Annotated in this window: 11 protein-coding genes and 1 tRNA gene; 10 read left to right on the forward strand and 2 right to left on the reverse strand. The window is 42.1% G+C overall.

Features of this window, described 5'->3' with window-relative positions:
- Positions 1 to 41 precede the first annotated feature (41 nt).
- The 9 genes from BFP97_RS10455 to BFP97_RS10495 all read left to right on the forward strand — a co-directional run bounded on the left by BFP97_RS10455 (position 42) and on the right by BFP97_RS10495 (position 10,935).
- Positions 42 to 866 (forward strand): hypothetical protein, encoded by an 825-nt coding sequence (locus tag BFP97_RS10455; protein WP_069842364.1) that lies wholly within the window; start codon positions 42 to 44, stop codon positions 864 to 866.
- 162 nt (positions 867 to 1,028) lie between these two features.
- Positions 1,029 to 2,480 carry a hypothetical protein gene (locus BFP97_RS10460; RefSeq protein ID WP_139135262.1) on the forward strand — a complete coding sequence of 484 codons (1,452 nt, stop codon included), beginning with the start codon at positions 1,029 to 1,031 and terminating at the stop codon, positions 2,478 to 2,480.
- Between the two features lie 8 nt (positions 2,481 to 2,488).
- Positions 2,489 to 3,751 (forward strand): hypothetical protein, encoded by a 1,263-nt coding sequence (locus tag BFP97_RS10465; RefSeq protein WP_069842366.1) that lies wholly within the window; start codon positions 2,489 to 2,491, stop codon positions 3,749 to 3,751.
- 406 nt (positions 3,752 to 4,157) lie between these two features.
- On the forward strand, positions 4,158 to 6,836 hold the full coding sequence (locus BFP97_RS10470) for a valine--tRNA ligase (protein ID WP_069842367.1): 2,679 nt from the start codon (positions 4,158 to 4,160) through the stop codon (positions 6,834 to 6,836).
- Between the two features lie 118 nt (positions 6,837 to 6,954).
- A complete protein-coding gene (locus BFP97_RS10475) occupies positions 6,955 to 7,764 on the forward strand; it encodes a thioredoxin family protein (protein WP_069842368.1) in 810 nt (269 codons plus the stop codon).
- A 46-nt stretch (positions 7,765 to 7,810) separates the two neighbouring features.
- Entirely contained in the window at positions 7,811 to 8,617 is an 807-nt protein-coding gene (locus tag BFP97_RS10480; protein ID WP_139135263.1) for a LytTR family DNA-binding domain-containing protein, read from the forward strand.
- Between the two features lie 114 nt (positions 8,618 to 8,731).
- Complete coding sequence (locus BFP97_RS10485; RefSeq protein WP_069842370.1) at positions 8,732 to 9,349, forward strand: DinB family protein; 618 nt, start codon at positions 8,732 to 8,734, stop codon at positions 9,347 to 9,349.
- Positions 9,350 to 9,351: 2 nt separating this feature from the next.
- Positions 9,352 to 9,804: a lipocalin family protein gene (locus tag BFP97_RS10490; RefSeq protein ID WP_069842371.1), complete on the forward strand. Its 453-nt coding sequence runs from the start codon at positions 9,352 to 9,354 to the stop codon at positions 9,802 to 9,804.
- Positions 9,805 to 9,846: 42 nt separating this feature from the next.
- Positions 9,847 to 10,935, forward strand: coding sequence for a glycoside hydrolase family 130 protein (locus tag BFP97_RS10495; protein ID WP_069842372.1), 1,089 nt, complete (start codon positions 9,847 to 9,849; stop codon positions 10,933 to 10,935).
- Between the two features lie 251 nt (positions 10,936 to 11,186).
- Here the strand turns inward: BFP97_RS10495 and BFP97_RS10500 are convergent, their stop codons facing one another.
- Positions 11,187 to 11,468 carry a GIY-YIG nuclease family protein gene (locus BFP97_RS10500; protein ID WP_069842373.1) on the reverse strand — a complete coding sequence of 94 codons (282 nt, stop codon included), beginning with the start codon at positions 11,466 to 11,468 and terminating at the stop codon, positions 11,187 to 11,189.
- 38 nt (positions 11,469 to 11,506) lie between these two features.
- Positions 11,507 to 11,581: transfer RNA gene (locus BFP97_RS10505), tRNA-Val, on the reverse strand.
- 158 nt (positions 11,582 to 11,739) lie between these two features.
- Between BFP97_RS10505 and BFP97_RS10510 the strand changes: the two genes are divergently transcribed.
- Complete coding sequence (locus BFP97_RS10510; RefSeq protein WP_069842374.1) at positions 11,740 to 12,231, forward strand: RNA polymerase sigma factor; 492 nt, start codon at positions 11,740 to 11,742, stop codon at positions 12,229 to 12,231.
- The last annotated feature ends 1 nt before the right edge of the window (position 12,232 follow it).

The raw sequence follows: 12,232 nt of genomic DNA on the forward strand, positions 1-12,232 counted from the left end.
TCTGTGGATTTTCATTAACTTATGTTTAAAACACACAAGTTATGCCTGCTCAATATCAACCCTTGACTGGTACTGTTTTAGACAAAGCCAAAAAGTACCAGCCCGATTTACAATTACCATCAGGAGAAGAAAAACAGTTAATAAAAGTCTGGTGCCGAGCCGTAATGTGCAACGGCATCCTCTGCTTTCTTTATATCTATGAATGGAGTATAAGTCATATAACACTTTGGACAGTCACGCACTATTTCAAAAAGAAAGTTTGGGGGCCAGTTAAAAGGTGGTACCGGACGGTAACGAGGACCTGGCAAAGGAAATTAGTGGCCGTTGTAGGAACTGGCTTAGCGGCTGCCGCTCTTTACTACTTCAGGAAAGCCGTAGCTACAGCCGTAACTTGGGTATGGAAAAAAGTGTTGGTGGTTGTTGTAGCCATTGGTTGGAAAATCATTCTAATCGTAATAGCCCTAATAATTATCGCCTTGATAATTGCATACTTTGTCTATAGACATGAATGGGATTATGAACCTGTGATAGTCTGTGTAGAAGGAGATACCATTGTATGTGTTTGTTATGACGATGGGCACTATAAAGTGGGAAGGCTCGCTCCTCCACCTCAATCTCCACCAATTAATCTCTTGGTTGTCCCAGGAACACACAATTTTGAACCAGGAGGCAGTGGCGGATTCAAGGCCACGACATTTACAGAGCTCACTCGACCGCAACTGGACGCATGGGAAAAACAACTGAATGATCTCCCAAGGAATGGGAACCCCATACTCTCATTAGAAGGTGCCTTTGAGGATCCTTGTGACGTTTGTGAAAACAAAAGCAACTTTACAAAAGGCGCTTTGCGTTCTACACCGAGGTGATAAGACATGATATCGAAGGCAATTGTACTTCGCAAACTTGAATTTAGTACCGTTAATAAAATATTATTCGAATTTAATTTTCAATTAACACTTTCTCTATAGAATTATTTCATAGACTTTTTATATTCAAATTAAATCTTCATTTGATTAAATATGAATACTATGAAAAAGATACTTCTCCTCTTAACCTCAGTTTGTCTGACCTCGACTTTATCTGCCCAATGGCTAGGTACAAACCCTGTTTATTTCAACAGTGGTAATGTTGGAATTGGTACATCTTCTCCGTGGGCACCCTTAACAATTAGTAGCACATCAACATCAGGTGAGAACACTGGTGTAGCCCTGGCATTTTCTGGACAAAGCCTCCCAGAAATTGGTTTTCGATTCAAAGCCAACGGATCTAATTACTATCAGGTTATTTATAATGGCTCATCCGTTCAATGGAGAAACTGGGATGGCAGTGCTTATACCCCTAGACTAACGCTCACTAATGCTGGTAATGTCGGGATTGGCACCACATCACCAAACAGCCTACTCCACCTCGATAGCGATAGTAACACCGACCTTACTATTGAGTCTGGCCCAAACTTAAGCTCTACTCTGAAACTAGTTGAACAAGGAACAGGCGATGTTGGAACCTATCTCAAATATGATGGAGCAAACAATCGGTTTGGAATATTTGTAGGAAACAACTCTCCTGTCGAGAGACTAAGCATATTAAGAGACAACGGTAGTGTCGGTATTGGCGACATAAACCCAAACACTGGTAATGCACCAGATCCAAACAGGAAATTGATGGTTAACGGAGGAATAACGGTAGCATATGGTCAAAAAATCTCCTATGATAAAAGCTACTATGTACATGCCTATTCGAGTTACGATGCCAGCCTACATACGGAGGCAAGGTTCAGGAATTATGGATACTACGGTGTCACCTTGGAATCAAGAAGTGGAAGTCTAATCCTCAGAGGCGATAATGGGAATGTAGGTATCGGGACAACTTCTCCAAACACCAAACTTGAAGTGGATGGTATTGCAAGGTTCACTGGGACAAATGGATTTTCAATTGGGGGTGATGCTGGTCAGTATCGAATTCAAAACTATGGAACTGGACAAGAATTCGGTTTCTTGACTCCTGGTAATACCTATGCAGGGATAAGAGTTAGATCTTCATCCATTGGGAGTAGCTATGGTGGATTGAATGCCCCTACCAATGGAGCAATTATTCAAGGAAATGTGGGTATTGGGATCTCAACACCAAGCGAAAAACTCGAAGTCAACGGCACTATCCGTTCTAAGAAAGTCAAAGTAGATGCCAATGGATGGCCAGACTATGTATTCGCTTCGAGCTATGAGTTGCGAGCCTTGAGCGAAGTAGAGAGATACATCAAAGAAAATCAACACCTTCCAGATGTACCCTCTGCTAAAGATGTAGAGACTAATGGTCTTGACCTTGGGGATATGGATGCTTCACTTTTGAAAAAGGTAGAAGAACTGACGCTTTACACCATTGATCAACAAAAGAAGATTGATCAACAAGCAAAGGAAAATCAAGAATTAAAAGATCGCCTCAGTAAAATCGAATCACTTCTTAAAACACTCACTTCTAAATAATCAGAATTATGAAAAAGGTATTTCTAATCTTAATTTCAGTTTGTCTCACATCAACATTATCCGCTCAATGGCTTGGGACCAACCCGGTTTACTTCACATCTGGCAATGTGGGCATCGGCACTACTTCACCGAATGGATTATTAGACGTACGCGGAAATATTAAACTGGGAGATGTCAAAGATTCATATCTGGGTGTAAACACTATCAATAATTATATACCGTATACCAACACATATCACTCCATACTTAATTCTGGGAACAGTCTTTATTTTAATATTGACGCCAATGGTAATGACACCAATCGTGCCTTTATTTTCGCATCCGATAGAAATGGAGAGTCAAACGGAACGGAACTTATGCGAATTTCAGAGTCTGGCAATGTGGGCATTGGCACGAATGACCCCAGAGAAAAACTAGATGTGAGAGGAAATATTTATATGGGTGGACTCAACAGAAGAATCTATCTCGGTAATTATTCTGGAACAACATTTGGACTCGCTTTCAGTAGTACATATCCTGATTACGGCATATTTTACACAGAAGGTGCTATTGATCATGTTTCAATATCACCCAATGGCAATTCTACAAATGGCGTTCTAAACGTAAGAGGTGATGGGAAAGTGGGAATAGGGACAAATGCCCCTGATAACACTCTGCATATAGAAGGAGATCTATTATTAGATGTTTTCGGTAATTCAGGTCATGAAAGAGGCATTTACTTCAGAGAAGGATTTAGTACAGCCAACAAATACAATGTTTCTATTTTGGCCTACGATCATAACGGAGGTGGATCATCTCCCGATGGACTATCAATTAATGGCGTGGATGGAGTATCATTTAGTACAGGCTCTAATACAAGAAATGAAAGAATGAGGGTAGCCCAAAATGGCAATGTAGGAATTGGAACCACCTCTCCAACAGAAAAACTCGAGGTAAATGGAACCATCCGTTCCAAGAAAGTCAAAGTAGATGCCAATGGCTGGCCAGACTATGTTTTTGCTTCCAGTTACGGGCTGAGAACTTTAGGTGAACTCGAAAGCTATATCAAAGAAAACAAACACCTTCCAGAGGTGCCTTCGGCCAAAGAAGTTGAGACCAATGGACTTGACCTTGGAGATATGGATGCTACCCTTTTGAGGAAGGTAGAGGAGCTAACCCTTTATCTTATACAAGAAAGCAAGGAGAAAGACGATTTGAAAAAGGAAAATAAGGAGCTAAAAGAAACACTTCAAGACGTTCTTGAAAGACTAGAAAAACTAGAGAAAAAGTAATTGTAAATCTTGAGGAGATTATTTCACCCGTCATTCTGAACCTGCCTACCGGCAAGGCAGGTTTATTTCAGAATCTGGACATGTGGGTAGAATATTTTAGACCCTGAACCAAGTTCAGGGTGACGTATTGTCTTATTCCTGCAAGGATAACGGACAAAGCAATCTCCCTAAAACTTCCCGAATCACATTTTGGAGATTCTTTCGCTCTGCCTGTCTGCCGACAGTCAAGCTCAGAATGACGAGACGTTAAATTTCTGGTTTTCTTCCTCCAGCTACAGTCTTCTAGCCCCCACCTTCACTCTTCCTACTTCATCCTCTATTCTTCACTCTTCGACTTCCGTCTTCAAGCTTCCATCTTCCGACTTAATCATCTATTTTTGCACCTTAATTTTATTCAAACAATTCAATGTCAATTTCAACTAAGTACAACCCGCAAGAAGTAGAAGATAAGTGGTACGCGCACTGGATGGAAAAAGGCTATTTCAAAGCCAAAGCCAACCCAGACAAAGAGCCATTTACTGTCGTCATTCCTCCTCCGAATGTGACGGGTGTCTTGCATATGGGACACATGTTGAATAATACCATTCAGGACATCCTGATTCGCAAGGCCCGAATGGAAGGCAAGGAAGCATTATGGGTTCCGGGAACTGACCATGCTTCTATTGCTACAGAAGCGAAAGTAGTTCGCATGCTTCGTGAGCAAGGCATTAAGAAATCGGACCTATCACGAGATGCATTTCTAGAACATGCCTGGGAGTGGAAAGAGAAGTATGGGGGAATCATCCTGGAGCAACTTAAAAAACTAGGTGCTTCCTGCGATTGGGACAGGACAGCTTTCACCATGGATGAAGGCTATCACAATGCGGTACTCCGGGTTTTTGTTGACCTACATAAAAAAGGATACATCTATCGTGGATGGAGAATGGTGAACTGGGATGTTGAAGCCCAAACTACCGTTTCCAACGAAGAAGTAATCTATGACGATAAAGAGCAGACTTCCAAGCTCTACAAAGTTCAGTATGACATTAAAGATTCGGATGAAAAGGTAATCATTGCTACCCAGCGTCCGGAGACGATTATGGGTGATACAGGCATTGCCGTTAACCCGAAAGATGATCGATTCAAACACTTGATCGGCCAGAAGGCTTTGGTGCCCTTTATCAATCGAGAGATTCCAATTATCGGAGATGATTATGTTGAAATCGAATTTGGTACCGGTTGCCTGAAAGTGACCCCAGCCCATGATCCTAATGATTATGAAATTGGATTAAGACATAACCTGGAAATAATCGATACCATCAGCCTAGATGGTAAGCTGAACGAGAAATGTGAGATTCCGGCCTATGTGGGGATGGATCGCTTCAAAGTAAGAAAGCAAATCATCAAGGATCTTGATGAAGCTGGCTTCTTAATGGGGGATGAAGAATTCACCACAAAGATTGGTCGTTCCGAAAGAACTGGGTCTGTTATTGAGCCTAAACTCTCTTTACAGTGGTTCATCAATATGAAAGAGATTTCCAAAACTGCCCACAAAGTGGTGATGGATGATGAAGTTGAATTAGTTCCTGCCAAGTTCAAGAACACCTACAATCACTGGATGGAAAACGTTCGTGACTGGTGTATCTCAAGACAACTATGGTGGGGGCAGCGAATCCCAGCTTTCTACTATGGAACCGGTGACGATGAGTACGTTGTGGCAGAAACCGTTGAGGAAGCTCTGGTAATGGCAACTGAAAAGTCTGGTAAGCAACTTTCAGCATCAGATTTAAGGCAGGACGAAGATGTATTGGATACATGGGCCTCATCATGGTTATTCCCTTTGGCTGTTTTTGATGGCTTCAATGACGACTGCTTCGACAAAGAGACCGGAAAGATCATCAAAGGAAAGAATGCCGATCTAGATTACTTCTATCCTACTTCGGTTCTGGTAACCGCTCCGGAGATTCTTTTCTTCTGGGTAGCAAGGATGATCATTGCCGGGTATGAATACACGGATGAGAAACCATTCAAGCACGTGTACCTGACGGGTATCGTTCGCGACAAGCAGCGAAGAAAGATGTCCAAGTCATTGGGTAATTCTCCTGATCCGCTAGACTTGATCAGAGACTTGGGTGCGGATGCGGTCAGAACGGGTATGCTCTTTTCATCACCTGCTGGCAATGATCTATTGTATGATGAGAAACTCGTTGAGCAAGGGAGAAACTTTGCCAATAAGATTTGGAATGCTTTTCGTCTGGTGAAAAACTGGGAGGTTAAAGGCACTACGATGCCAGCGGAGAATCAAATCGCTATTCAGTGGTTTGATGCCCGTTTCAATCAAGCATTGACGGAAATTGAAGATCATTTCAGCAAATTCAGAATGTCGGATGCGCTAATGAGCACTTATAAACTCGTATGGAATGACTTCTGCTCATGGTACTTGGAAATGATCAAACCAGCTTATGGCGAACCGATCGATCCAGCAACTTATGAGGTAACCTTGAACTTATTCGAGAAGCTGATGAAGGTCCTACATCCATTTATGCCATTCATTACAGAAGAGGTATGGAGCGAGATCCGAACCAGAGACGCAGGTCAAGACATTATAATTTCTGCCTGGCCGATCGTAGGTGAATTGAACCCTGACCTAATCAAGCAAGCAGAAAAAGTGTTCGAGTTGGTTTCTAACATCAGAAATGCACGAAGTAGTAAAGGCCTATCTCCGAAAGAGCAACTCAATCTATTTGTAAGAGCCAAGGATCAATCGGCTTACGAGGCCTTTGATGGAACAATTAAAAAGCTCGGAAACATCGGTGAGATTGAGTCAACAACTGACAAGGTGGATAATGCGCTGAGCTTTGTCATCAATTCAGACGAATTCTACCTTCCAATGGCAGAAGGTGCCATAGACGTAGAGCAAGAGAAGGCTGAAATCCAAAAAGAGCTTGACTATACTAAAGGGTTCCTCAATAGTGTCACCAAAAAGCTAAGCAATGAACGCTTCGTAAGTGGTGCTCCTGAACAAGTAGTGGCCAATGAGAGAAAGAAACAAGCCGATGCTGAATCAAAGATCAAGGTCTTGGAAGAGAAATTGGCTAGCCTATAATATTTTGACAATTCTAATTGGAAGAGCGATAAAATTATCGCTCTTTTTTTGCTTAAACCAATGTTATAACTATTCTTTTTTTTATATTAACTATTCAATATAAATAATAACATACATTATGAGGAAAATAGCCACTACCCTAATCCTGATCTCGTTCGTTTCAGTCTACTCATATGGCCAGATCAATTGGAACTACGACCGCCAGGCCGTACGAAAAGAGGCAAAAGAAACAGGAAAGCTGGTGGTTATGGACTTTTGGGCGCATTGGTGTGGACCCTGTAAGAAAATGGACACCGACCTTTGGAATGTTGCCGAAGTGCTTGACATCAAGGACAACTTCGTAGCACATAAGGTCGATGTAGATGCAGATAGAAATCTAGCCATTGAGTACAGAGTTCAGGGAATACCTAGAGTAATTATCACCACTCCCTCTGGCAAGGTACTGTGGGATAGAACGGGCTTTTCCAATGCGAATCAATTCATTGAAGCCCTGAGAGGCATACCTAAAGATGCATCAGAAATCACTAAGGCTGAGGCTGCAATAACAGATAAGAAATCACCCACAAACTATTTTGAGGCTGGTATGGCATACCAAAAGTTAGCTAATCAAACGGAACATGACGAAATCAGGGGTGAGCTGCTTGAGCTGAGCACAGGATACTTTGCAAAATCGAGAAAGAAAAACACAGATAAAGTTATGGTTGAATTGGCTGCACTCAACCAAGCCTTAAACACTGCCATTGATGGCAATGCAAAAAGGGCACTCAAGCAGCTCTCTAAAATGGGCCCACCCAACGCCAACACTCAAGAATTTAGTAAATACATCAAGGCATACTGCTACAAATGTCAAGGCAACCAAAAAGCATACGAGGCGGAACGTGCCGGCATTAAGGATAGCAAACTATTGGCTAGCTTGGATAAAAAGTAGACAACCCATTTCAGAACAACTTCAGCTATGACTCGTATTGAGAAACGTGGCAAGCATTAAAAACCTTTCTCATAACCAAGTCCGTAGGTTACTGATCCCCTTTGTGGCGCTTTTACTGGTACATTTTGTGGCATATGGTAAACTTCCTTGGGACGAAGGCTACCAGTTTCCACTTGTGCTCTATATTTCGTCATTGATTATTTGCATACTATGCTGTGAGTTGAACTCATGGAATTATTTTAGGTTGAATGATCGGTGGTCTGTTACAAGAAACCCCGTAAAGACGATCATCTACCAACTGGGTATGTCTTTAGTCCTCACCACTTTTGTTTTTGGAGTATCTGTTTATTCACTGAATTATATCCTGTTCGGTCATGTATCGGGCATAAGCCAATTCCTGTCTTCTCTCTTCATCGCACTGCTAATTATAGCCATTGAAACCCTAGTTTTTATAGTGAGAGACTTCCAAAAATCCAGTATTTCCTATGACCTACAGAAATCTGAAAATCAACACTGGACTTTTAAATCAGGTAGTAAAACCTTCAATATCTCCCCCAACCAAATCGCATACCTCTATTCTCAAAAAGGAATGGTGTATGCCGTGAAGAATGATGGAGAGAAAATCCTGACACAGTTCAGCTCTCTCAGCGAATTATCTGAAACTTACGATACGGAAGGCTTCTTCCGATTAAACAGACAATTCAGCATAAGTCATTCTGCTGTCAAGCAAGTCCAGAAAGACATTAATCAAAAACTGCGTGTAAGTCTGGAACCGACAACAGCCAACATTCCTTCAGAAGCCATGGTCAGTAGATATACGGGACCTGAGTTTAAAAAATGGGTCAGTCAATAGCCACCACTCGTTATTCATTTTAACACCCTTGATTCAGATTGAAGGCCGAATCGTTCCCCGAATAGGCTCAATCCCGTTCTTGCCTAAAAACTATCTCATTTAAAGATCAAGAACATGAAAAAACTAGTAGTCCTTATGATGACCGCATTGACAATGATCAGTCCGGTAGAAAAAGAAACCTTATCTAAAAAAGAAAGGAAGTTCGCCACTAAATACCTTGAGTCCTCGATGAAGGACATCTTTAAATCAATCAAGAACCTAACACCTGAACAATGGAATTATCAGGCAAGTCCAGACTCATGGTCAGTGGCAGGTGCTTGTGAACACCTATTAATTGCCGAACAAGCGATCCATCAGAACATCACTCAAAACATTATTAAGAATGAGAAATTCAGGGTGATTGTTCCTGAAGCCACTAGGGTTTCAGATCAAACGGTGATTGATATTATCTCTGATCGAAGCCCTGCTAAACGCGTGAAAACCGCCCCTCCTTTCGAACCCAAAGGGCTTGTCAAATCGCCAGAAGACTTCATTGCCAAATTCAAAGCGGCAAGGCAAATAAACATTGACTTCACAAAGAGCAGCCAAGACGACCTTAAGGCCTATTACTTTGACAGTCCTGCTGGTAAGATCAGTGCTTATCAGTGGATTATCCTTCTTAGCGCTCATGCTCAGAGACATCATAAGCAAATGAAAGAAGTAATGGAGAATCAAGGCTTTCCAGCTCAGTAATAATGAAAAAAAGCATTTATCTCTTACTGCTGATAAGCTTCGCATCGTGCAGGAATACAGATCACTTGAGCCCATTAGACCTTGTAGGTACCTGGCAAAACACAGCGTTGAACGTTGATATCAACTCTGTTAATGATACAGACTCAATGAGCACATTGGTAGTGGCACCAGGAGAGTGGGAAAAGGTGCTGTCTATCAAACCCATAAAGACAACTTATTGGACGGACGGAACTTTCGCCTCTGTCTACATAGGCCTTGACGGGAAAGAGCTTGGCCGGGAGAAGGGAAAATGGTCTATCAGTAACGACTCGTTAATTCTCGTTTCCAATAATTATAGAAATGCCTATCGAGTCACATTTTCAAAGGATCAAGCTCGGTTTGTAAGCTTGTTGGATTGGGATCAAGACGGATCGCGGGATGACTTATACGATGGTTGGCAAAAGAAGGTCAATTGAACTCCATAACTCATCCTAATAAAATGTGAGTTACATTGAGGCATGAAATCATGCCTCTTTTTTTTATTGCTCCTAATTCTAGTCGGTTGTAACACTCAGAAATCACCTTGGATTGAGGGTTTCGTAAAGCCCGAGCAGAATCCAATCATGCAGGCTGACTCGACTTATACATTTTTAGATCCTCTGAGCAATACCGAAGTAGCTTGGCAAAAAGCAGACATCTTTAACCCTGCAGCTGTAGTTAGAAATGACACCGTATTTATGTTCTTTCGTGCAGAAGACAATCCAAAGGCCTATTTAGGTGGTCGAACTTCACGTATAGGTCTGGCTTGGAGTACTGATGGCATGAACTTTAATAAGTTTCCAGAACCAGTACTATACCCAGATTCATCCGCCTTTATCAAATGGGATTACCCTGGAGGCTGCGAAGATCCTCGGGTGGTAAAGAGACCTGATGGAAAATACGTAATGACCTATACTGCATGGAATCAGGATGTAGCAAGGCTTTCAATCGCATCAAGTGATAACCTTACCCAATGGACTAAACATGGCCCAGCTTTGCTCAATGCGTTTGGAGGGAAATTCTTGGATACCTGGAGCAAGTCGGGTTCTATTGTCTGTCAACAGGTAGGTAACGAACTGATCGCTACAAAAATTAATGACAAATACTGGATGTACTTTGGAGAAAGAGGCGTAAACCTCGCCTGGTCTGATGACTTGATCAACTGGACCCCACTTCAAAATGATGCTGGTGAATTAGCCATTGTCATGCAGACCCGCCCTGGCAAGTTCGACAGTTTTCTGACCGAACCGGGGCCACCTGCTCTGGTCACTGATCAAGGCATTCTACTGATTTACAATGGCAAAAATGACGAAGGAGAAATTGCGGACCCGTCCATCCCGAAAGGAACCTATTGCGGAGGGCAAGCGCTCTTTGATTTGAGCGATCCTTCGAAGTTTCTTTCTAGAATGGAGAGCCCTTTCATCTGTCCAAGTTTGCCACATGAAGTCACCGGACAGTATGCTGCTGGCACAACCTTTCTTGAGGCCTTAGTTCCTTTCAAAAATAAATGGTACATGTACTACGGCACGGCAGATTCCTTTGTCGGGGTTGCGGTTGCAGATCAGTAGTTTATAGTAGAAAGTGGATTTCAAACCTTAGATTGTTTCATCGAGCTTTACAAAAGTTCGTCATTCTGAATTTATTTCAGAATCTCCGAAAGCTGTTACCATAGATCCTGAAACAAGTTTAGGATGACGTAAGAATAAAGGATCTAAACGTAATCCCACTACGACCGCTCCTGTAAATACAAACCTCAAATCGGCCACTCCGATTCGCTTAATGTGGGCGCTGAGGCCCCGAAGCTTCGGGGCGAACCCCCTTAAAATCTCCTTAGAATATCTTCAATTATCGCAGGTTCATCCTTGAGCTTGCGGATAAACTTGCTACTCTTTTGCTTTTTAATAAAGCGCTCAACCTTCAACGCCTGAGTCTTACCTGTACAACTGATGACCAGAAATACTTGCCAATCGTCCGTAGTAGAAGTACTTGCACCATTATAGAAACCAGTGTTATGCTGAACCAAACGAGTTTCAACATCAACCGTCTCACCAGTGTAAAAACGGTCTAGTGATGGTGAGTACAGAATATAAACGCGGTGCATATCAACAAAAAAAGGCTGTCATATGACAGCCTTTGATGTGGGCGCTGAGGGATTCGAACCCCCGACCCCCTCGGTGTAAACGAGGTGCTCTGAACCAACTGAGCTAAGCGCCCTTGTAATTGGGTTTGCAAAGGTAATTAGCGTTTTGATTATTGCAAATGCTTCCTTCAAATTATTTATAAAAAAAAGAATGCCTACTCAAAAACGGCTCAAAAGAAGCAGAAATCTGATTTTTACTTATCTTTCATCAACCAAAATCGATGGCTACTAAATGACCCTCGCGGAATTCAAGGACATTTTCGATCAGTACTATACCCCGATCAAAAACTTCCTGTACTACAAATGTGGAGACATTGATCAAAGCGAAGACTTGGCACAGGATGTCTTTGTCAAACTTTGGGATAAGCGCGAAGAGGTTCAGCTCGATACTGTCAAAAGTTATCTGTATACCATTGCCAATAACATGCTGCTCAATAAAATCAGGCATGACAAGGTGGTGGTCAATTTTGCGGAGCGAAACAAAAACCAGCAAGAGGAATATTCTCCCGAATTCCAACTTCAGGAAAAGGAGTTCAAGGAAGAACTTGAAGGTGTGATCAGCAGAATGCCAGAAAAGCAGCGAGAGGTATTCTTGATGAATCGTATTGAAGAAATGACCTACAAAGAAATTGCAGAGCGCTTAGAACTAAGTGTTAAGGCTGTTGAGAAACGAATGCATGGTGCATTGTCGCACTTACGTGAACATATTAAATACAAAATTTGAC

It is taken from the genome of Roseivirga sp. 4D4 (assembly GCF_001747095.1).
Classification (GTDB): domain Bacteria; phylum Bacteroidota; class Bacteroidia; order Cytophagales; family Cyclobacteriaceae; genus Roseivirga.